Source organism: Photobacterium sp. CCB-ST2H9 (assembly GCF_023151555.2).
In the GTDB taxonomy this organism is placed as follows: domain Bacteria; phylum Pseudomonadota; class Gammaproteobacteria; order Enterobacterales; family Vibrionaceae; genus Photobacterium.
Genome location: NZ_CP100425.1, coordinates 1,142,975 through 1,162,189 on the forward strand (window position 1 = coordinate 1,142,975; position 19,215 = coordinate 1,162,189).

General features: G+C 48.2%; 26 protein-coding genes. 25 read left to right on the forward strand and 1 reads right to left on the reverse strand.

Annotated elements, in window-relative coordinates; translation table 11 throughout:
- Nucleotides 1-15 precede the first annotated feature (15 nt).
- From L4174_RS05545 to L4174_RS05660, 24 genes are all read left to right on the forward strand, one after another.
- The gene (locus tag L4174_RS05545; RefSeq protein ID WP_248139392.1) at nucleotides 16-525 is read left to right on the forward strand and encodes an O-acetyl-ADP-ribose deacetylase; all 510 of its coding nucleotides are present in this window, start codon (nucleotides 16-18) and stop codon (nucleotides 523-525) included.
- Nucleotides 526-771: 246 nt separating this feature from the next.
- The gene (locus L4174_RS05550) at nucleotides 772-1,266 is read left to right on the forward strand and encodes a hypothetical protein (protein ID WP_248139394.1); all 495 of its coding nucleotides are present in this window, start codon (nucleotides 772-774) and stop codon (nucleotides 1,264-1,266) included.
- A 79-nt stretch (nucleotides 1,267-1,345) separates the two neighbouring features.
- Entirely contained in the window at nucleotides 1,346-2,467 is a 1,122-nt protein-coding gene (locus L4174_RS05555) for an endonuclease/exonuclease/phosphatase family protein (RefSeq protein ID WP_371929378.1), read from the forward strand.
- Between the two features lie 14 nt (nucleotides 2,468-2,481).
- On the forward strand, nucleotides 2,482-3,096 hold the full coding sequence (locus L4174_RS05560) for an alpha-ketoglutarate-dependent dioxygenase AlkB (RefSeq protein WP_248139395.1): 615 nt from the start codon (nucleotides 2,482-2,484) through the stop codon (nucleotides 3,094-3,096).
- 94 nt (nucleotides 3,097-3,190) lie between these two features.
- Complete coding sequence (locus L4174_RS05565; protein ID WP_248139397.1) at nucleotides 3,191-4,318, forward strand: DUF3541 domain-containing protein; 1,128 nt, start codon at nucleotides 3,191-3,193, stop codon at nucleotides 4,316-4,318.
- A gap of 71 nt (nucleotides 4,319-4,389) precedes the next feature.
- A complete protein-coding gene (locus L4174_RS05570) occupies nucleotides 4,390-5,007 on the forward strand; it encodes an NUDIX hydrolase (RefSeq protein WP_248139399.1) in 618 nt (205 codons plus the stop codon).
- A 50-nt stretch (nucleotides 5,008-5,057) separates the two neighbouring features.
- Nucleotides 5,058-5,654, forward strand: a complete 597-nt coding sequence (locus L4174_RS05575) for a DUF2238 domain-containing protein (protein ID WP_248139401.1) — start codon at nucleotides 5,058-5,060, stop codon at nucleotides 5,652-5,654.
- Nucleotides 5,655-5,656: 2 nt separating this feature from the next.
- A complete protein-coding gene (locus L4174_RS05580; RefSeq protein ID WP_248139403.1) occupies nucleotides 5,657-5,971 on the forward strand; it encodes an NIPSNAP family protein in 315 nt (104 codons plus the stop codon).
- Nucleotides 5,968-6,435 carry a GNAT family N-acetyltransferase gene (locus L4174_RS05585; RefSeq protein ID WP_248139405.1) on the forward strand — a complete coding sequence of 156 codons (468 nt, stop codon included), beginning with the start codon at nucleotides 5,968-5,970 and terminating at the stop codon, nucleotides 6,433-6,435. The genes L4174_RS05580 and L4174_RS05585 overlap by 4 nt, the downstream gene beginning before the upstream one ends.
- A gap of 324 nt (nucleotides 6,436-6,759) precedes the next feature.
- Nucleotides 6,760-7,083 carry a hypothetical protein gene (locus L4174_RS05590; RefSeq protein WP_254589124.1) on the forward strand — a complete coding sequence of 108 codons (324 nt, stop codon included), beginning with the start codon at nucleotides 6,760-6,762 and terminating at the stop codon, nucleotides 7,081-7,083.
- A 201-nt stretch (nucleotides 7,084-7,284) separates the two neighbouring features.
- Nucleotides 7,285-8,139 (forward strand): hypothetical protein, encoded by an 855-nt coding sequence (locus L4174_RS05595; protein WP_248139408.1) that lies wholly within the window; start codon nucleotides 7,285-7,287, stop codon nucleotides 8,137-8,139.
- Nucleotides 8,140-8,464: 325 nt separating this feature from the next.
- Nucleotides 8,465-8,950, forward strand: a complete 486-nt coding sequence (locus L4174_RS05600) for a DUF4260 domain-containing protein (protein WP_248139409.1) — start codon at nucleotides 8,465-8,467, stop codon at nucleotides 8,948-8,950.
- A gap of 71 nt (nucleotides 8,951-9,021) precedes the next feature.
- Nucleotides 9,022-9,579, forward strand: a complete 558-nt coding sequence (locus L4174_RS05605; protein WP_248139411.1) for a GNAT family N-acetyltransferase — start codon at nucleotides 9,022-9,024, stop codon at nucleotides 9,577-9,579.
- Nucleotides 9,580-9,758: 179 nt separating this feature from the next.
- On the forward strand, nucleotides 9,759-10,175 hold the full coding sequence (locus L4174_RS05610; protein WP_248139413.1) for an ester cyclase: 417 nt from the start codon (nucleotides 9,759-9,761) through the stop codon (nucleotides 10,173-10,175).
- Nucleotides 10,176-10,339: 164 nt separating this feature from the next.
- Nucleotides 10,340-10,777: a hypothetical protein gene (locus L4174_RS05615; protein ID WP_248139414.1), complete on the forward strand. Its 438-nt coding sequence runs from the start codon at nucleotides 10,340-10,342 to the stop codon at nucleotides 10,775-10,777.
- A gap of 123 nt (nucleotides 10,778-10,900) precedes the next feature.
- Complete coding sequence (locus L4174_RS05620; RefSeq protein ID WP_248139416.1) at nucleotides 10,901-11,857, forward strand: PHB depolymerase family esterase; 957 nt, start codon at nucleotides 10,901-10,903, stop codon at nucleotides 11,855-11,857.
- A 3-nt stretch (nucleotides 11,858-11,860) separates the two neighbouring features.
- Nucleotides 11,861-12,109: a hypothetical protein gene (locus L4174_RS05625; RefSeq protein ID WP_248139417.1), complete on the forward strand. Its 249-nt coding sequence runs from the start codon at nucleotides 11,861-11,863 to the stop codon at nucleotides 12,107-12,109.
- A 72-nt stretch (nucleotides 12,110-12,181) separates the two neighbouring features.
- Entirely contained in the window at nucleotides 12,182-12,622 is a 441-nt protein-coding gene (locus tag L4174_RS05630; protein ID WP_371929379.1) for an acetyltransferase, read from the forward strand.
- A 268-nt stretch (nucleotides 12,623-12,890) separates the two neighbouring features.
- The gene (locus tag L4174_RS05635; protein WP_248139419.1) at nucleotides 12,891-13,187 is read left to right on the forward strand and encodes a hypothetical protein; all 297 of its coding nucleotides are present in this window, start codon (nucleotides 12,891-12,893) and stop codon (nucleotides 13,185-13,187) included.
- Between the two features lie 15 nt (nucleotides 13,188-13,202).
- Nucleotides 13,203-13,742, forward strand: a complete 540-nt coding sequence (locus tag L4174_RS05640) for a phage tail protein (protein ID WP_248139421.1) — start codon at nucleotides 13,203-13,205, stop codon at nucleotides 13,740-13,742.
- Between the two features lie 14 nt (nucleotides 13,743-13,756).
- Entirely contained in the window at nucleotides 13,757-14,278 is a 522-nt protein-coding gene (locus L4174_RS05645; RefSeq protein WP_248139422.1) for a phage tail protein, read from the forward strand.
- 12 nt (nucleotides 14,279-14,290) lie between these two features.
- A complete protein-coding gene (locus L4174_RS05650) occupies nucleotides 14,291-14,821 on the forward strand; it encodes a phage tail protein (RefSeq protein ID WP_248139424.1) in 531 nt (176 codons plus the stop codon).
- A gap of 37 nt (nucleotides 14,822-14,858) precedes the next feature.
- Nucleotides 14,859-16,148 carry a S8 family serine peptidase gene (locus L4174_RS05655; RefSeq protein WP_248139426.1) on the forward strand — a complete coding sequence of 430 codons (1,290 nt, stop codon included), beginning with the start codon at nucleotides 14,859-14,861 and terminating at the stop codon, nucleotides 16,146-16,148.
- A gap of 17 nt (nucleotides 16,149-16,165) precedes the next feature.
- Entirely contained in the window at nucleotides 16,166-16,693 is a 528-nt protein-coding gene (locus L4174_RS05660) for a GNAT family N-acetyltransferase (protein ID WP_248139427.1), read from the forward strand.
- Between the two features lie 9 nt (nucleotides 16,694-16,702).
- On the opposite strand, the gene L4174_RS05665 is transcribed toward L4174_RS05660, so the two are convergent.
- On the reverse strand, nucleotides 16,703-17,989 hold the full coding sequence (locus tag L4174_RS05665; protein ID WP_248139429.1) for a sulfotransferase: 1,287 nt from the start codon (nucleotides 17,987-17,989) through the stop codon (nucleotides 16,703-16,705).
- Between the two features lie 121 nt (nucleotides 17,990-18,110).
- On the opposite strand from L4174_RS05665, the gene L4174_RS05670 reads away from it, so the two are divergent.
- On the forward strand, nucleotides 18,111-19,151 hold the full coding sequence (locus L4174_RS05670) for a TIGR03032 family protein (RefSeq protein ID WP_256549381.1): 1,041 nt from the start codon (nucleotides 18,111-18,113) through the stop codon (nucleotides 19,149-19,151).
- Nucleotides 19,152-19,215: the final 64 nt, after the last annotated feature.

A 19,215-nucleotide genomic window follows, 5' to 3' on the forward strand; every position in this document is an offset into this window, starting at 1 on the left:
AAACCGGAGGCACACATGGCGGATTTATTGGTGTGGCAAGGCGATATCACGACGCTGGCTGTGGATGCAATTGTGAATGCTGCCAACAACAGCCTGCTGGGTGGCGGCGGTGTTGATGGTGCAATTCACCGCGCGGCTGGCCCGCAACTTCTCGAAGAGTGCAGGCGTTTACATGGGTGTAAAACCGGAGACGCAAAAATCACACCGGGGTATCAGTTACCTGCCAAGTGGGTCATTCATACGGTGGGTCCGGTCTGGCACGGAGGCGGGCAGCAGGAAGCGGAAATTCTGGCAAATTGCTACAGAAACTGTCTGGCACTCGCCGATGAAGTCGGCGCCGTCACGATTGCTTTTCCGTGTATCAGTACCGGCGTTTATGGGTTCCCGAAGGCGCAGGCTGCTGAAATTGCCGTGGCAACCGTCCGGCAGGTGCTGGAAATTCAGGCCACGCCTGACAAAGTTTATTTTGTTTGCTTCGGGCAAGAGGATACGGCGATCTATCAAAGCCTGTTACGGTTGGGATGAATGTATCATTCCTGCGTCAAGCAAATGAATTGACAGGTAAAGCGGTGAGTGGCGTCTAAAGTTAAACAAGAATAGTGACACATGAAGATAGCCAGCATGGATTCGTTCACAGGGTTCGAACGGCAGGAGCCATGTTGCTGAAACGAAGCAGCGTCCGGGCAGGTAAGCCTGCACCTTTGGTGCGGGTGACGGAAGGAGCCAGAGTGCCGGCAGGCGGACAATAAAATAAGCATCAGGGAGAGTGCAATGTGGGCAACACTCGATTTTGAAGCGTCAGGATTATCTGATCAGTCTTACCCGATAGAAGTCGGATACGTTCTGCCTGACGGCAGTGGCCAAAGTATTTTGATTAACCCGCTGACTGCAGGCGATGTCTGGCAATACTGGGACAGCTATGCAGAGCAGCGAATCCATCAGATCCCCCGTTCTGAGCTTGAGCAGCATGGGATGCAGGTGCTTGAGGTCTGCCAGCATTTAAACAGTGTGCTCGGACAGCTGGATTATGTGTTTTGTGACAGTCAGTGGGATTTATTCTGGCTGGGCCGTTTGTATCATGCCGCACATATGCGGCCGTCATTTATTCTGACGGAAGTCGGTCTCTGGCTGCAGCAGGAAAATGGCATAGAACGCGCCTGTTTTCAGCGTGCGCTGGAAGAGTTGGGGCCGGCCAGGCACCGGGCGATGCACGATGCCCGTCAGATTTATCAGGCCATCAGCAGTCTGGTGAAAATTCCCGGCTGACGTATGCCGCTGGAGCCAGCTTGCAACTCAGCGTACAATTTGAACAGGCTTTTGAATTTCAGTCTGTTGGGAGTACGTTGTGCCGACACCGACCATACGTATCGCTGTTTTGAATGCAGCGATGTCTGACCCCGAACCTGGCCGGATGAGACAAACACTCGCCGAGCCGGGTGATGTCCGGATTTCCCGTCTGGCCGCCATGATTCAGCGCATACAGCCGGATGTATTACTGCTGTGCGAATTCGATCACCCCGGAGAGGGCGGAGATGACGGCAGTCTGGAAGACTTCTGTCGTTATTATCTGGCGGAGCCTCAGCACGGTCAGGTCCCCGTGGATTATCCCTATCGCTATTGTCCGCCATCGAATACGGGCTTGCTGTGCCAGGTTGATCTTGATGGTGACGGAGCACTGACGCTGCCTCAGGACGGACAGGGATTTGGTTTTCATCATGGTCATTTCGGCTTTGTCGTGTTGTCGCGTTATCCCCTGATTGAAGCAGAGCTTCGAAGCTGGCAGACGTTTTTATGGCAGCACATGCCAGAAAACCTGATGCCGGATGAGTATTACAGCGCAGCGGCAATGAATGCGCTCCGATTGTCTTCAAAAAACCATCTGTTGCTGCCGGTTCAGATCGGACAGCAGCGCTTTCAGTTGCTTTGTGCGCATCCGACGCCGCCGGTGTTTGACGGTCCGGAACGGCGGAATGCCCGCCGTAACCATGATGAACTGCGTCTGTTGACGGATATCATCGGGAATGAAAGTTATCTGGCAGATGATCAGGGACGGCGAGGCGGACTGTCTGCCGATGAGCCGTTTGTGCTGCTGGGGGATCTCAATGCCGATCTGCATGACGGTGAGGGAATGGCGCTGGCACTGCATCACCTGCTGTATCACCCCCGGATTCACCGCGCCGTGAGTGAAGGTAAATTGACGCCCAAAAGCCTGGGCGGCCGGTTTTTCCGCCCGTGGAAACTGCGACGTGGCCGAAGCTCGGAATGGACCCATCTGGGCGGCTTGCGACTGGATTATGTGCTGCCGTCCACAGACTTTTCGGTCATGAACAGCGGTGTGTTCTGGCCGGATAAGAAAGATCCGCTTCTGAAGCTGGTGGCAGGGGAAGACGGCAGGGAACGCGCTGAAATCAGCTCGGATCACCGGCTGGTGTGGGTGGATGTGCAATTGCCTGTGAATACAGGCTGATCAAATAAAAGCTGATGATGAATCTGGACTTATTTACCCCGGCACCTTCACAAGGGGAATGGATTGAAATTGATGGCGGCCGTTTGTACTGGGCGCCGGCATTCTTCGAACTGACTGAATCTGACCGGTATTTTGCGGCACTGCGTCAGTCACTGCACTGGAAGCAGGAGGCGATTGCACTCTATGGCAGGCAGGTGTTGCAGCCTCGTTTGCAGTCCTGGTGCGGCGAAGCGCAATACAGTTATTCCGGGTTGACGATGCAGCCAGAACCGTGGACGCCGGAACTGCTGGCAATCAAAATGGCTTGCGAAACTGCGTGTCAAAGCCAGTTCAATTCGGTACTCGCCAACCTGTATCGCAACGGGCAGGACAGTATGGGCTGGCATCAGGATAATGAGCCCGAGCTGGGTCCACAGCCGGTCATCGCCTCAGTGACATTTGGAGAAAGCCGGCGATTTTTACTGAAACATAAACGTACGGCTGAGAAAATTGAATTCCAGCTTGGCCATGGTTCTCTTCTGGTCATGGCTGGCCAGACCCAGTCCAATTGGGCGCACAGTGTGCCAAAAACACAGCAGCATTCAGGTGAACGGATTAACCTGACTTATCGGTGGATTTATCACGTCTAAACGTGCTTTCGTCCGGGCCTGAAATGACATTTGGCTGACTTCAGCTCGCCATAGCTTTGCTATGTTTATGTCATTCATACATAAAGGGATTGTTATGAAAACGGTGCGCAGCTCTATCATCTATCTTCTGATTGCCTTGCTGTCATTGCCGGGGTGGTCGGCAGTACAAATCTATCCTCAGCAGAATCATGCGGTTGTTCAGCAACAGGTGCTGCCTGCTTATGCTGAGGATGCAGCCCTGATTCGGCATACCTTCGAAACCCGGCTTTATATGCTGCCCGCTTTTAAGATGGGCCATTATGGTTTGCGAATGTACCGCCAGACTTTAGACCCAAAATATAAATCGGCGGTGTGGGCAGACATGGCACGGGTGGCGGACCGTCTGAATGAAGTCAGTGAAGACATCTACACACCAGCGCAAGTAAAGGCTTACTCCGATGCGCGTGAAGCCAGATACAGTCAGAAAGAAGGGGCGCGCAGTGAGCTCAGGTACCTGGCGACCCGCAAGTATCCCGAATATTATTTTTTGGGTGTCGATTTACTGGGTTCAATGGCACGGGCGAATGAATACGGTCTGAAACATAAATCTGATCACAAGCTGCGGGAGATTCTCCGCCGTTACGACTTTGCACGGTATGCGACTGATCCGGAGATGATTCGGGCCTGGGCAGCTCAACTGGCGAATCAGGTTTACTGGCTCCGTCAGCTGGGAGAGCAGGATGTGGTGGAGCCTTTTATTACGGCTTTCCGTGCGACCTATCCTGACAGCAAAGACAAGCAACTGAGTGAGCAGCAGTACATGAACAAAATTTATGGGATGACGCATATCCTGTTTGCGGCTTCGTCCTATTATCAGTATCAGCTCAGGGAAAGTGACTTTCAGTGGATTTACGATCACTTTCGTCACAACATCGATCATATCCTTCTGCACACCAAAGAAGATGTGATTGCCGAGGTCGGTATCAGTTTTCTTTTGGCGGGTCTGGAAAAAGATCCGGTTGTTGAAAAAGCGCGAAAAGCCATTCAGAAAGCCATCGACCGAAAAGCGGGTATGGTGCCATCGGTGAAAGGGGAAACCGAGCTTGTGGATAGCGAGCACCGTAACACCCTGGCGATTATGCTGCTGGACTGGCGTGGCGCGCATCCAGCCCCTGTTTACCAGCGGCAGCCCGGAATGTTTACCAATTTACCTTATGGTTTGATGCCCGGAAATCAGGAATAACGGCAGTGCGTGTGCTGATGTAGTGTGTTATTGTGCATATTCTGTAATGAGGCACGAGAACTGAGATAAGAATGACAGACCCGTTGGTATGGGCAATTCAGCTGCAGGCAATCGCCCAGGCGGGTAAAGCTTACACAAAAGATCCGTATGATCTGGAACGGTTTGGCCAGATAGAAGCGATTTCCCAGCAAATGCTGGCTGAACTCAGTCATGAGCCATTGGCAAAAATTCAGAATCTTTTTATTCCGGAAACGGGATATCCGACGCCGAAAGTCGATTTGAGGGCGGGTGTGATTCGTGAAGACCGGATACTGCTCGTGCGAGAGCGGGAAGATGATTGCTGGACCTTACCGGGTGGCTGGGCTGATGTCTGTGAGACACCGTCGGAAGGGATCGTTCGTGAAGTGATGGAAGAATCCGGTCTTCTGGTGGGCAATCCCAGACTGGTTGCAATCAAAGACAGAGCCGTACACCCTTATCAGCCGGCGTATCCTTATCATATTTATAAGTTGTTTTTTCTCTGTGATTATATTTCAGGTGATCCGAGTGAGAATCTTGAAATCTCGGAAGTCGCTTTTTTTGATCGCCATTCCATTCCGCCTCTTTCTCTCAGTCGGGTGCTGGCAGAAGATATTGCCATGATGTTTTGTCATGATGATGATATCCGTTTGCCGGTCCGGACAGATTAATTACACTCCGATACAAGTTTTTATTTCACACTGATAACAAAGGCAAGACGATGAAATTTATCTGGCTGGCTATTTTTGCTGCTGTACTGATCTGGTCGGGTATTGAACCCAAAGATACATTCACCTGGTTTCTGGAAGTCCTTCCGGCCATGATTGGACTGGTTCTGATTGTTTGGACATACAAGACATTCCGGCTGACACCGCTATTGTATGGGCTGATTTTACTTCACTGTATTGTCCTGATGGTCGGTGGTCATTACACGTACGCGGAAGTGCCATGGTTTGACAATCTTTTTGGGGCCGAACGGAATAATTACGACAAAGTCGGACATTTTTTTCAGGGCTTTGTGCCTGCCATTCTGGCGCGTGAGATTCTGATCCGAAAACAAATCATCAACGGGGCATTCTGGGTGAGCTTTGTTTCGGTCTCGATTTGTTTAGCCTTCAGTGCATTTTATGAACTGATTGAATGGTGGGTGGCTCTGGCAACCGGGGAAAATGCAGAAGCATTTCTGGGGACCCAGGGTTATGTCTGGGATACCCAGTCTGATATGGGATTTGCTTTACTGGGCGCACTTAGTGCCATTCTACTTCTTTCTCGCTGGCATAACGGCCAGCTCGCGACAGTCTCTGTGAAAAGGATTTAAATATGGTGACCTGTTATTTACGTTACGTGATTGACCCGTATAAAGTGAAAGAATTTGAAGAATATGCCCGGATGTGGATCCCGCTGGTGAATCAGTTTGGCGGTCAGCATCACGGCTATTTCCTGCCCTCAGAAGGTGCAAGTGATATCGCACTGGCGTTGTTTTCTTTTCCGAGTCTGGCGGCATACGAAGCGTATCGCAATCAAGCCAAAGATGATCCTGAGTGTATCCGCGCGGTTCAATTTGCGGAAGAAACCCGGTGTTTTCTGAGTTATGAACGAAGCTTTTTCAGTCCGGTTTTCGGGGAGAGTCAATGAGTATTCGTATCGCAGATTTGTCTGATGCGAAGGCCATCAGCGAACTGATTCAACCCGCATTACGACAGCATGTTTTGCCAACCGTCGCCCCTCAAGTCCATGAGATGTTGCTGAACACGATGTCGGCGCAAAGTATTACGAATTATCTGAATCAGGGGTATCGTTATCATGTCGCTGAACAGGTGTCGGGTGAGATCATTGGTGTGGTTGGCATGAAGGAAAACAGCCATCTGTATCATTTGTTTGTGCGTGATGATCATCATGGTAAAGGGCTTTCACGCCAGCTCTGGGAAACAGCGAAAAATGCATGCCTGCAGCATGGAAATCCGGGGCAGTTTACAGTGAATTCCGCATTGAATGCTGAACGTGTCTATCAGGCATTCGGTTTTCAACGTGTCGACGGCATCCGTGATCGGGACGGCATGCTGGATGTGCCAATGGTGCTGAATCTCAGTGTTGGATGAAATCGGATACTTCTTATCATCATTGAAGATGTCATCTTAGCCTGGCTGCAGTCTTCCGGCAGACCAGGCTTTAGAAGCATAATTTTGTCCTAATCCACAGATATCTCAAGAAAACTCTAAAGATTAATGAAATTAAGGGCATATCATCTTATTATGCTCGCGATTTCGCATTTGCTTTCGAACTGTAGCGTACTTCGGGAGCGTGAGTATGCACTTTGGCTTGGTGTTCTCTCTAAAAAGAGGACTCAGTTTTTGTGCGGATATGACGCATTCGTGCAAGGTTGTTTTAATGATTTTCTCCGATTGACATTGATTAAGGGCTATATGATGAAAAAAATGATGAAATTGTCACTACTGCTGGCATGCACCGTGTATTCACAGGCAAGTCTGGCTGAAATTTGCTCTCAAAATTATAATGAATTGCCTGGTCTGGTCGGCCTTGATTCTGCATCAGGAAATATTTATGCAACAACAAGATCGAATACGAATGAATGCTCATGCTCTGAAGTTCGTTTTACAAAAGAAAATACAGATACAGATACCGCACTCAGCATTTTGCTGGCAGCCAAAATGGCGAATAAAAAAGTCAGAGTCGATTTAAAAGATAAGAATGACTGCAATACAGCGTATCGGGTTTATGTACATTGATTTAAATTTGAATCAGTGAATATAACATGTAATAAAAATTATGTGTTCTGATTTTTCAGAGCACATATCTATATAATAATGACGATTAAACGTTACTTTAGATAGTCAGTGTGTCTGTTTGTATTATGGTCTGAAACTTTTAAAAGGATGAATAAAAGTATCATGCAGTGATGAAAATCCACACTATGATTTGGAAGTTTTATGCATATTTTTACACTGAAAAAATCTTATGTGAATAGGATAAAATTTGTTTTTTTGCTCAGCTTTTTATTGCTTATTTTAGTGAATCTTTGGCCGTTTCTGCCCGATGAAAAAATTGGTGATCCTGAAGAAACTTTTCAGATGTCTTTATGCGCGAGTATTTTTCTTGTTCTTTTCATGGCCTATGCAGGGTATGAATTCCGGAAGTTATACCAATATGATATTGAGTGTGATGATAATGGCTTATGGCATAAATATAAAGGAAAAGACAATGGTTTTGTGTCTTGGCTGGATATATCAGAAGTAAAAGAAAAATTTATCACGCAACGCTTGGATATACATGATTTTAGTGGGAAGAACATCATTCGTGTTTCCTATGATTTGACTGAATATGATTTATTGAGAAGCCATATTGTCGAAAGCATGCCAGCAGAAGGTGGTGACTACGACAGAGATGTATTCAAAAAAATTTTTGGCTATCATCTTTTCATGATATTTGGCACAGTCTTCGTTTCAGCCCTTATGATCATGTGGGCTGAGACATCAGATTCTATATTTCTTGGTTATACAGGGCTCGCCTTTATTTTGGTGGTTTTTTCTTATGAGTATTTAAAGACACCGACAGGTATCTGCTTGGGCAATCACGCTATCGAAATTCGTTATCCTTTGTCAAAAAAAGAAATGAAATTTCATGAAATTCAGGGGGTTCATCTAGTGGATCAATTTGAGAGAGGTCACCGTATTCCTGAAGTATGGGTTGTCTCAAAGCGTAGAGATAAACCTTTCAAGCTGAGATCATTTGGGGTTGATGCCAATGTGCTGTATAGAGCAATTCTGAAAAGGATACCGTCCTAAGTTCCTTCACTGTTTCTGTTGGCTCAAAAAAACAGAAAAGGTTGATGGCGCAGCGCATGTGAGAAACGATCGGGAACTAGAAACATCAGGCTTTATCGTTTGTTCAGTCTCGCTGGCTCAGGTGTCTGGCCTGTCGGTTGGGAATGGATACTGAGAACACATTCTTGACGTCTGAGTGAAGTTGATAACAGTTTTTATTGTGATCTTCCTGAAATCACAGATGTATTTGTTTCGTATCATGCCGAATTGAAATACGGCATCCGGCATGTGCAGAAAACAGCCCGTGGTGATCTTCGTCAAGTGCAGTTTTATGTATGGATAACGAATGTCGAACAACTTATCGCAGAAAAGTTTCATCAATCACGGTCATACTATACTTCGCCTTTTCAATCGCACAGGAAGATGGGAAATGTCATCAGCAACCGGAAATGTTCGCACATTGCTTCGAATGGAAGGATTGTGCCTTTTTGTCATCTCATTACTTGTTTATGCGCACTTTAACATGTCGTGGTCGACATTTGCCTGGTTCATCTTTGCACCAGATCTTGCCTTGTTCGCTTACCTTTTTCATTCGAAGCTGGGCGCAATTGCTTACAATCTGACTCATTCGCTGGTCGGTGCATTGACCATGATTGCCGTTGGTTATTTGAATGCATCGGATCTGTTGATTCAGGCTGGATTAATCTGGTGCGCGCATATTGGTTTTGATCGTGCGCTGGGTTATGGCCTGAAATATGCGTCGGGCTTTCATTACACACATTTGGGACAAATCGGAAAGCGTCCGATCACAGCGCAGGAGAACCAGCTCTGATGCTGAGATTCAGGTTGATGCTGTCTGGTGAATTGGCCAGTTGAAAACTGTAAATAAATTGGGAGGTTTTCGTGAATATAGAACTTCAATTAGCGACAGAACATCACCTGGATGGGTTCTTTGCTTATTTAGATAGACACCTTCGGGAAAATGGAATCGGTTCGACACCATTCTTTCAGCCGTTATCTGCCGAAGCGTCGAAATTGACGCCAGAGCTGGAGCAGCGTTTCAGGTTGGCAGTGCCTCGTGAGATTGATGAGCTTGGCTGGCGGAAGCTGTTTATCGCAACAGAGGGTGATGCAGTGATCGGTCATATTGATATCAGGCCGTATCCTGACCGCCATACTGAGCATCGGGTGTTGCTGGGGATGGGGGTTGACGCTGCTGTCAGAGGACAAGGTTTAGGAACCCAGCTCATTGCTTTTCTCATCGACTGGGTCCGAACCCATACGGCCATTGAATATATCGATCTTTGGTTTCTTTCTGAAAATCATGCAGCGAAAGCGCTTTACCGAAAGTGTGGCTTTATCAAGTGTGGCGAAATTGAAGATAAGTTCCGAATCGATGGAAAATCACATGCTTACACCATGATGTCCCTGACGGTGAACCGAAATTTTAATGCCGCGTGATCCGTCAGATGACAACTCGCATTAAACCTGGTGATGCGATTCATTGTGTTGCGTGACTGATGGGCTGAAGTCTGTTGATCACCCAATGATTTCAAGAGGGATGTGTAAAAGTGAGTCACCAAAGATCCCTGTGATGGTTCACACTCATAGTCCGGTTTTCTCAAAAATAGGATGTCATTATGAGTGGGTTGGCTGAACAAGCGCTGCAGTTCTTTGATGCGTGTGAAACAGGGAAAGGTTGGGAAGTTTGTAAAACCTATTGTCATTCCGATGCGACTTTTTCAGCGCAGGCTGCGGCGCTTGCTGATATCAGGACAATTCAGGGGTATACCGAATGGACGAAAGGTCTGTTTGGCCCGATACCCGATGGCCACTATGAGCTGCGTTTCTTTGCCGAGGACTCAGAGCGTGCCTGTGTGGCGGCTTATGCGGTCTATCACGGTACAAATACCGGACCGGGTGGCCCGGTTGATCCGACAGGTAAAACGGTGGCGGCGGACTACGTATACGTCATGCAGTTTGAGGGAAACCTCATCCGGCATATGACAAAAATCTGGAATGATGGCTTTAGCCTCCAGCAGCTGGGCTGGGTCTAAAGTTTTTATTCCGGGGCATGCACAATGTGCATGCAGCATACTTCCGTTAAAAAATGGCACGCTTGAACCGCCAAGTGTGCCTTTCTTTATGGATGTGAATTTCCATCATTCATTGATGAATATTGTTGTTCCTATTTCAGGATAGTTTTAAAGAAGGAAAAGAGATGCACCCGAACCGGCACGCGATTGCTTTTGGAAGTCTTGTATTTTTAATGGTTGTGATTGTTGGCAGTATTTTACTGACGCTGTGGGCCTGGCCTCAGTACAAAGTGTATAAGCAGGAAATGGATGGGATTGCGGCGCTGAAAGAAGCGGAATGGAGCAAAAAGATTCTGATTGAAGAAGCAAAAGCGAGAGAACAGGCTTCACTCATGCAGGCAAAAGCCAGAATTACTCTGGCGAAAGCTGAAGGCCAGGCCGATATAGAGCGGGCAAAAGCTGCAGCTGAAGCGAACCGAATTATTGGCGAATCGCTGAAAAATAATGAAGAGTATCTTCGTTATGTGTGGATCAAAGGGCTTCAGGACGGTAAAGGGGAGCGAATTTATATTCCGACAGAAGCCGGTTTACCAATTCTGGAAGCAGGCAAAGCACAAAACTGACAGTCAGCACTTCACCTGAGTTGCTGAGACTGTTCAGATGAACAATACGCCGAATGCTGCATCATATTGAAGCAGAGTTATATTGATGCAGCGTTTAATTGAATCATCAGCATGGAGGAATCAGTGCGTCAGTCAATCTCAGCTTTATTCGTCATCTTTGCCGTGCTGTTCATCCCGGTCGCAGCAAGTGCACCGTCGCTCAACAATCGGGCAGAGAAGGCTTCAGGTGTCGTGCAACAGTCCATCATGATTGATGGATTGCAACGCAGTTATTATGTTCACTTTCCATCGGTTTCCCGGACACCGGCCAGATTGCCTCTGGTGCTGGTGCTCCATGGCGGCGGAAGAGGGAATGGTCTCACGCCTGCCCGCTATATGGGATTTACGGCATTGGCAGACCGCGAACATTTCATTGTGGCATACCCCAATGGTGTAGATGCTTTTTGGCGTGACGGCAGAGACCTGACATTTCGTGGTGATATTGAAGGACGAGTTGATGATGTTGCGTATATTTCTGCGCTCATCGATCGTTTTGTTCATCAATATCATGTTGATCCGAAGCGGGTGTATGTCACCGGCATTTCCAACGGCGGTATGATGACCTTGCGCTTGGGATGTGAACTCAGTGCTAAATTGGCCGCCATTGCCCCGATTGCGGCCAATACTCCCAGGCGCATATACAATACCTGTCAGCCAGCAGCTTCGCTTCCTGTCCTTGTGATGAATGGTACGGCAGATCCTCTGGTACCTTATGATGGCGGGGATGTCCGTTTTTTTCGTCAAAGGCGGGGGAAAGTGGTTTCAACGCAAGAGACAGTGTTGTTTTGGCGACAGCAGAATCAGTGCCGTGGTATGCCAGAAACCCGACAATTACCGGATCGGGACACAGGTGACAGTTCGCGAGTGACCCGGACAATTTATGGAAGCTCATGTCCGGTGGAAATGTATACGGTCATTGGTGGCGGTCATACTCTGCCGGGCAGTGACTTGCCCGATCTTCCCCGGATTTTGGGACAGAAAAACAGAGATATTGACGGAGCAGCAGTCATCTGGACATTTTTTAAAAATCATTCGAGATAATTGATGATGAAGTTCATTGCCATGTTTGGATGGATATTCTTGATTGGTTCGCTTGCCCTGTTTGCCAGTGACTGGTTTCCGGTGAGTGTATCCTCCGAACCATTTACGTCATTCTCCGGGACCGACGACTATGCGCGTGTGGTTTCAGGTCATGACAGCGAATGGGAACTCCTGGCGGAGATGAAACTACCAGCTTTATTCACTGGCCTGCTGATGATTGTTTATGCTTGGTACCGCGGCCGTTCAAAGTAAATTGAAAACTATTTAAATGGTTCTTTGGAAAATAAATGTTGATAGCTTTTTCAATGAAATGGTTTGGTAAGCATGATGATGAAAATAGAACAAGCGAAAAAGAAAGATCATCAGAAATTGATAGAGATTTGGGAATCTTCCGTCAGAGCGACTCACGACTTTCTGAAGGAATCTGATCTGCAGGCCCTGAAGCCGCTCATTCTGAATCAGTATTTCGATGCGGTAGACCTGAAGTGTGTCAGAAACCCGGATGGGGAAATCATGGGATTTTGTGGTGTACATGGTGACAATATTGAAATGCTTTTTGTTTCACCGGATGTCCGGGGCAAAGGTGTGGGTTCTGCATTGGTGCATCATGCCATTCATGTTCAGAGTGTAAAGAAAGTGGATGTTAATGAGCAAAATGAACAAGCGTTAGGGTTTTATCAGCATTTGGGGTTTACGGTGACCAGCCGTTCGCCGCTGGACGGGCAAGGTAACCCTTATCCTATATTGCATCTGGTGCTCTGCTGATCGTCTTTCCTCCTGATTCATTCAATCTCCCCGACATACGCTGCGAACGCTGACGGATACATATCGACTCATCAATCCATTGGTTGCCGGGTCGTTTTTTATCGCGATATCAATACTGTATGTTTTCTCTGTATATCCAGATGTGTTTGTATGATCGAACATCAAGTTTTCATGATCCGTTTTGTTGGAGGGGATTTCTTGCTCTACACCTAATGGGTGGAAACTGAAACATCCATCAGCAGTAAATGTAATTGTGACGGGAGGCGACATGGAGCAGTTTACTTTCGAACGACTGGAAAAAATGGTCGGCGAAAAAATATCAGTGGCATTGGATGACAAGACAACCCGAAATATTGAGATTACCGGTGTGCAACGGACAAACATGCAAAATAAGGCGTGGGATTCTTTTGCGTTGTATCTCAATTGTGGCGATTTAGAGGGTGGTATAGCACAGGGTACTTATTTATTCAGCCACCAGAAATTAGGTGAAGCAGCACTGTTTGTTTCCCCGAATTCTGAAAAAGAGCTGGAAGTGATTTTCTCCCGGAAGGCAGTCCAGTCTTAATCAGCAGAGGTGAGTATGGAACCTTATATCGGTAATATTCAGATGTTTGGGGCATTTTTTGCACCCAGGAACTATGCGTTGTGTAATGGCCAAATCCTGGATATCAACCAGAACCAGGCACTCTATGTGCTCTTGGGAAATACATTTGGCGGCACCCCGCAGTTGAATTTCCAATTACCGGATTTACAGGGGCGAATGCCGGTCAATCCCGGAACCCTCAAACCTTCAAACACGAATCTGAGTCAGGGACAACTTGGCGGCTTGGAGTCCGTTGCCTTGCTGCAATCAGAAATGCCTGCTCATAATCATGTCGTGAATGCTTCATCACAAGTGGGCGACTCGCCAAGACCAAATAATAAAAAGCTGACGCAGCCGACGGTCTTTGCAGCATCAGCCCAGAATACATCTGTTTATTCGTTACCTGCCAATCTGGTGAAGATGAATGGGCTGGCAATCGGTGCAACCGGTGCCGGTACTGCGCATAACAATATGCAGCCAAGTACCGCCGTGAATTTTTGCATTGCTTTGACCGGTATTTTCCCGAATAGAGATTGAAATGGAGATTATTTATGTCTACACGTTTTCTGTCGGAAATTACGCTTTTTGCGGGTAACTATTCACCTGAGCAGTGGGCATATTGCTACGGTGATGTGGTGCCTATTGTGAACAATGAAGCGCTGTATTCGTTGCTTGGAACCACCAATGGCGGGGATGGTCGCACAACATTTGCTTTGCCTGATCTTCGGGGGCGCGTGCCGGTTGGGATGGGGCAGGGCAAAGGGCTGACACTCAGAAATCAGGGGAGTCGGTTCGGAGAAGAATCTGTGGTTCTTGACATTAAAAATCTGCCGGAACATACGCATTCACTCATCGCTTCTTCTGACAGCGCCGTCTCACCTGAACCCTCTTCCTCTTTTGTCCTGGGGAAAGCAAATCAGTATTTTGCCAATCCGGCGGCAGAAGACATGGTTGCTATGAAAACGGACGCGATTGCATCCACGGGCAGCGGCCTGGCGCACAATAATATGGCACCCGTGCTGGCGCTGAATTTTATTATCTGCACAGCGGGTGTTTACCCGCAAAGAAGCTGAGGGGATGGCAAGATGAGTGAAGCATTTTACGGCGAAATCATGATGATGCCTTACAACTATGCGCCTCGTTACTGGGCCGTCTGTTACGGGCAGAAAATGAGCACTGTACAGAACCAGGCTTTGTTCTCCGTGATTCAGAATATTTTTGGTCCATGGGACCCGAACTATTTTTATCTGCCGGATCTCAGGGGCAGGGTACCTATGGGGGCAGGCCGGGGACCGGGGTTAACCCCATATCAGATTGGTAATGTCATCGGGAGTGATCAGGTTTCATTGACCGATCAACAGATCCCGCCTCACACCCATCAGTTGTCGGGTACCTTTAAACCAGGTTCTACAGATGTTGCACAGGGAGCCGTACCGGGTCTGTTGACGGATAGCATCACGGTTGAAAACCGATACAGTACAGGCGATGTTGATACCAAACTGAATCTTGGCAGTCTGGATATGGCGGGTCAGAGCCTTCCGCATGAAAATATGCAGCCGTATCTGGCCATTAACTTTTGCATCTGTATTGACGGGGTTTATCCGGTCCGTTCATGACGATGTTCAGGCTGTGACTGTCATTAAGGTATTTGGAATGCGCACAATCAGCATTTACTGGCTGATTGTGCTGTTTGCGATCTTTGTAGCGGGTCAGGCTGAGGCCCGCAAGATCTGGCCGGCATCGCTGACGGTGCAGTATCAGGGACAACCGGTCAGGTTGTCTTTTGAAAAGCTTCAGCAGGATGAGCCGGTGTATTCGCATCCTGCGATGGGGAACGCAGGTCTCCGGCTGAGCCATCGGGTCTTGTTTCGTCATGATAAATCACTGAATTTCAATCAGCTTGATGCCCTGAAAGACCGGCGAGTGGCCCGGGTGTTTGAGCTGGAGTCCGCCTATTGGTCCGTGGTGTTGACACAGGGGGCGGCAGACTCTCTGAGTCTGGTTGAGTCGTTACGGCATGCAGACGGGGTGACGTTGGCTGAACCTGATTTCCTGCAAGTTCGGCTGCATCGAAACCGGGAACCTGTATTTTCACCCAGCGTTCAGGCGAAAGCTGTCAGAACTCAGCTGTCTCTGACTCATTGGCCTGCGCAGGCGGGGGCGGGGATGCGGGTAGCTGTGATTGATGCGGCTTTCAGTCTATCGGATCCAACGCTGCAGCCAATGTTAGTGCTGTTTCATTACGATGTGGATCATCGTCGTGAACTTCCGCTGAACGCAAAAGCGTTAGCGGCGTTTCAGTTCGATACGCTACATGGCGATGGTGATTTAGCGATGATCTGGTCGCGGCATCCGGATTTTACCGGGCTGGCGCCGGATGCCAGTGCCATTTTATTACGCCGGGATAAAAACTGGACCTCAGATATTCTGATTGCGTTGCAACTGGCCTTTCTGAAGGATGCAGATTTGATTCAGGCAGCCTGGACATTGCCATTCACGCAGCAAGCGCTAACGGATGCGTTGCTCATGCTGAAAGCACAGGGGCGACATGGCAAAGGGCTGGTCGTGGTTGCTGCAGCCGGAAATCAGTCACAGAATCTGGATGCGAGTTTTGCGCTGGCGGCACAACCGCAGGTGCTGGCTGTGAATGCGGTAAGTGCGGGTACACAATGGCCCGCAACGGGCCGCAATCTTGCCACTGCCGTTGAAGTTCCCTATCAGGTTTATTCAAGTGCAACCCAGACATACAGTCTGGCGTATTCAAACACCTCTGCAGCCACGGCGGCAACCACGGGTGTACTGGCTGCCGTGCTGAGTGTTCAGCCCGCGCTGACGGCTGCTCAGTTACATTATTTGGTGTGCCAGTTCAGTCAGCCGGTTCTGGATGCACAAAGCCTGATGCAGCATGTGCAAAGGACGCAGAATCAAAATGTAAGGCTTTGATACAAGGAAGAAAACAGATGCAATTACAGGATTTAAAACTGCCGGGTGGTTTACATGTCCGGCCTTCGAACAGTTCGGCGGCAGACCGTATATTTCTGGAGCAATTACATAACGAGCGACGGGATGATTTGCGTTTGATTGACGGTGAACGTGATTTTATTGAGTCGCTGATCGACATGCAGTTCAAAGCCATGAATCAGGGCTATGGCGATCAGTTTCCTGAAGCTCTTTATTTTGTGATTGAGTATCACAAAGAAGCGGTTGGCAGAGCGGTGCTGGATTTTTCTCAGGGCAAGGTGCATCTCATTGATATTGCTTTTAAACGGGAAGCCAGAGGGCATGGTCTGGGCGAAGCCGTGATCCGGTCATTTATGTATTCAGCGAATCAGTTAAAGGCGCCCATGATGCTCTCGGTTCAGCAGATCAATCAGGGCGCAAGGCAGCTTTACCTGAAACTGGGATTTACCATTGAGCAGGCAGAGCCGCCTTATGAGCGGATGATTTGGTATCCGCCCAGCATGCGACCGGTCTTCGCTGGCGTATAAGCCAGCGGATTAAACCGGGTAACCAAATCGGGCAAACAGTTCCGCATTTGGCTGAAAAAAGGCTTCTGCGACAGCCCGCTCATTGTCCGTCAGCCTGGCGATTTGCGTCGCATTACGATTTTCCAGCGCAGACTTCTGACCCTTCACCCATCGTGGCGGGATGAAGTCGATGTCTTCAAACGCCGGAATAAATTTGCGGATTGTCTGCGCAGTCGCTTCCGGTGAATCGCAGACGTCTTCATAACGAATCAACAGGTGAGGAGATTGGCACTGCTGCAAATTTGCTTCCTGCTGCCGGAAGCACCACAAAACATGTTGTGCTGCCAGGGATTCAACCTCTGGTAAATCCCGTCTGGCCCGGACGACTGATTCAAACATGGCGTATGGATTACGGATCAGAAAGAGGAATTTCGCATCATCAAACTCCTCAGCTAACATCGCCATCCGGGCAATGTTACAGGGCGATTTTTCCACAAAGATACTGGCAGTCCCGGATTGCGGCGTTGCCACGCCGGACCAGAGGTTGCGAATTGCCGGCCAGTCGTAAGCTTTGGAGCACTGAAGTTTATTCAGTGTATTGAATTGGCTCCAGACAAAATGACTGTTATCTCGGTTGGGATTCGGTCCGGCAAACCCGGCAATATAATGACCTTCACCAGGCAGGGTAATGGCATTTTGACAGTCGCTGAGCGCAGCAGACATGAGGGATGATCCGGAATTGTTCGGGCTCAAGATAAACAAGTGGCTGCTGGCGTTTTGAATACGTTTGACGGGCCTGGCATCGAAAATCAGGTGAATCCTGTCTTCATCAGAGGGATTGACCACACGGTGTAATCCAAGATTATTGATGTCGTACATCACCCCGGTTTTAAAATGGAATGGTTGCTGATCCAAATAAAACATGACGGCATCATTGGTCACTATTGGCACATGAACGCGGTGGTACCGGGCAAATATCGGTGCGCTGTCACTGTGTTCCGCAATTTCAGCACCTGCCGGTAATTTGGCAAACATCAGTTTCGCAATATCCAGTTTGGAATAACCATAGTATTGCGCGAAACGGGCAAATATCGGGGCCAGCAAAGGCTGCATGACCGATAATAATTCCGTATTAGTTTCAGTAAATTCATCGGTTTTAAAATACAGCACCAGACTTTCCGTCTGTTTGTGCACTGCATAGGTGTTTTGGCGATAAGTATTTGCCTTCCAGGCGGAATCCGGTAATTGTTTCAAATGCCGGGTGATTTCGGTGATATCGACATCACCAATTCGGATGCAGGCTTTATCGAGACGCATAATTTACCCGTGAAAGTCAGAATGAAATATCTGAGTCTGTATATATTGTAAGCACCATATCTTTATTTCCGGATAAAAATCAATCGCTATGACTGACCAAGAAGTGAAACTCAATTACGTCATGACCAGTTGTGCTCGTTTTCCAATGTTGCTGCATTCTATGAAAAGCAGTTTATTGGTGAGTGCTCATCATCTGGATTGTCTGTTTGTCATCAGCAGTGATGGGGAAACCCTCCGGGTTGAACATGTCCGGGTTCCTCAGTTACTCGGGATTGCATTGCGTGACGATCAGCAGCGGTTATCTCTGGCTGCAGCCCATCAGCTCTGGGAATACCGGCAAGTAATGTCATCTTCGGAACTGGTGATATCTCCGGGTCATTCGACGGCGCGGGATACCATTTTTTATCCCTGTGGTTCCATCATGACGGGTGACCTGAATACACATGATCTAGCCTGGGGAAATGAAGCGCTGTTCATGGTGAACACCAGATTTAATTGTATTGCCAAAGCAGTTTACGGGAAAAGTTTTGAATATGTCTGGCGGCCGCCGTTTATTTCAGAGCTGGTTGCTGAAGACCGCTGCCATCTGAACGGGCTGGCCATGAAAGACGGTTCGCCAGCTTATGTCAGTTATTTTGCAGCTTCGGATGTTCAGTACGGCTGGCGGGAAGGCAGTAGTTTCGATGGTCAGATTATGCGGATTGAGGATAATCAGACCGTGCTCAGTGGCCTGTGTTTGCCCCATTCGCCGAGACTTCATCAGGGATATCTGTATTTTTGTGAATCCGGTACCGGGCGGCTGTGGCGTTGTTTAGAGTCAAGTTTGCCTGCCACGAAAGCGGATCTGGAGCTGGTGGCCGAGTTTGATGGATTTACTCGCGGACTCCGGCTATTTGGTGAAATGGCTTTTGTCGGGTTATCCAGAGTCCGGAAGGCAAAAGACGGTTCTTCCCGGCACACGGATATGCCGCTTCTGGAGAAAAAAAACGAATTACTGTCCGGCGTGAGCGTGATTGATATCCGCAATGGTCATGAAATTGCACGTTTGGTGTTTTCAGGCGATTTAAACCAGATTTATGACGTTGAATTGCTGTTTGGCAGTAATAATCCACTATTCATTGACGTATATTCCGACCAAAGAACGGAATATTTTATGCTTTAAACGTCATTTTTGTGGTGAAATGAAATCATAAAATATTCTGATATGTCATATTTTTGATATGCGC

Excerpts from the sequence above, each read along its gene's own strand:
- L4174_RS05545 (WP_248139392.1), top strand. The coding sequence starts at position 16 with ATGGCGGATTTATTGGTGTGGCAAGGCGATATCACGACGCTGGCTGTG.
- L4174_RS05550 (WP_248139394.1), top strand. The coding sequence starts at position 772 with ATGTGGGCAACACTCGATTTTGAAGCGTCAGGATTATCTGATCAGTCT.
- L4174_RS05560 (WP_248139395.1), top strand. The coding sequence starts at position 2,482 with ATGATGAATCTGGACTTATTTACCCCGGCACCTTCACAAGGGGAATGG.
- L4174_RS05565 (WP_248139397.1), top strand. The coding sequence starts at position 3,191 with ATGAAAACGGTGCGCAGCTCTATCATCTATCTTCTGATTGCCTTGCTG.
- L4174_RS05570 (WP_248139399.1), top strand. The coding sequence starts at position 4,390 with ATGACAGACCCGTTGGTATGGGCAATTCAGCTGCAGGCAATCGCCCAG.
- L4174_RS05575 (WP_248139401.1), top strand. The coding sequence starts at position 5,058 with ATGAAATTTATCTGGCTGGCTATTTTTGCTGCTGTACTGATCTGGTCG.
- L4174_RS05580 (WP_248139403.1), top strand. The coding sequence starts at position 5,657 with ATGGTGACCTGTTATTTACGTTACGTGATTGACCCGTATAAAGTGAAA.
- L4174_RS05585 (WP_248139405.1), top strand. The coding sequence starts at position 5,968 with ATGAGTATTCGTATCGCAGATTTGTCTGATGCGAAGGCCATCAGCGAA.
- L4174_RS05590 (WP_254589124.1), top strand. The coding sequence starts at position 6,760 with ATGATGAAAAAAATGATGAAATTGTCACTACTGCTGGCATGCACCGTG.
- L4174_RS05595 (WP_248139408.1), top strand. The coding sequence starts at position 7,285 with ATGCATATTTTTACACTGAAAAAATCTTATGTGAATAGGATAAAATTT.
- L4174_RS05600 (WP_248139409.1), top strand. The coding sequence starts at position 8,465 with ATGTCGAACAACTTATCGCAGAAAAGTTTCATCAATCACGGTCATACT.
- L4174_RS05610 (WP_248139413.1), top strand. The coding sequence starts at position 9,759 with ATGAGTGGGTTGGCTGAACAAGCGCTGCAGTTCTTTGATGCGTGTGAA.
- L4174_RS05615 (WP_248139414.1), top strand. The coding sequence starts at position 10,340 with ATGCACCCGAACCGGCACGCGATTGCTTTTGGAAGTCTTGTATTTTTA.
- L4174_RS05625 (WP_248139417.1), top strand. The coding sequence starts at position 11,861 with ATGATGAAGTTCATTGCCATGTTTGGATGGATATTCTTGATTGGTTCG.
- L4174_RS05630 (WP_371929379.1), top strand. The coding sequence starts at position 12,182 with ATGATGATGAAAATAGAACAAGCGAAAAAGAAAGATCATCAGAAATTG.
- L4174_RS05635 (WP_248139419.1), top strand. The coding sequence starts at position 12,891 with ATGGAGCAGTTTACTTTCGAACGACTGGAAAAAATGGTCGGCGAAAAA.
- L4174_RS05640 (WP_248139421.1), top strand. The coding sequence starts at position 13,203 with ATGGAACCTTATATCGGTAATATTCAGATGTTTGGGGCATTTTTTGCA.
- L4174_RS05645 (WP_248139422.1), top strand. The coding sequence starts at position 13,757 with ATGTCTACACGTTTTCTGTCGGAAATTACGCTTTTTGCGGGTAACTAT.
- L4174_RS05650 (WP_248139424.1), top strand. The coding sequence starts at position 14,291 with ATGAGTGAAGCATTTTACGGCGAAATCATGATGATGCCTTACAACTAT.
- L4174_RS05655 (WP_248139426.1), top strand. The coding sequence starts at position 14,859 with ATGCGCACAATCAGCATTTACTGGCTGATTGTGCTGTTTGCGATCTTT.
- L4174_RS05660 (WP_248139427.1), top strand. The coding sequence starts at position 16,166 with ATGCAATTACAGGATTTAAAACTGCCGGGTGGTTTACATGTCCGGCCT.
- L4174_RS05665 (WP_248139429.1), bottom strand. The coding sequence starts at position 17,989 with ATGCGTCTCGATAAAGCCTGCATCCGAATTGGTGATGTCGATATCACC.
- L4174_RS05670 (WP_256549381.1), top strand. The coding sequence starts at position 18,111 with ATGACCAGTTGTGCTCGTTTTCCAATGTTGCTGCATTCTATGAAAAGC.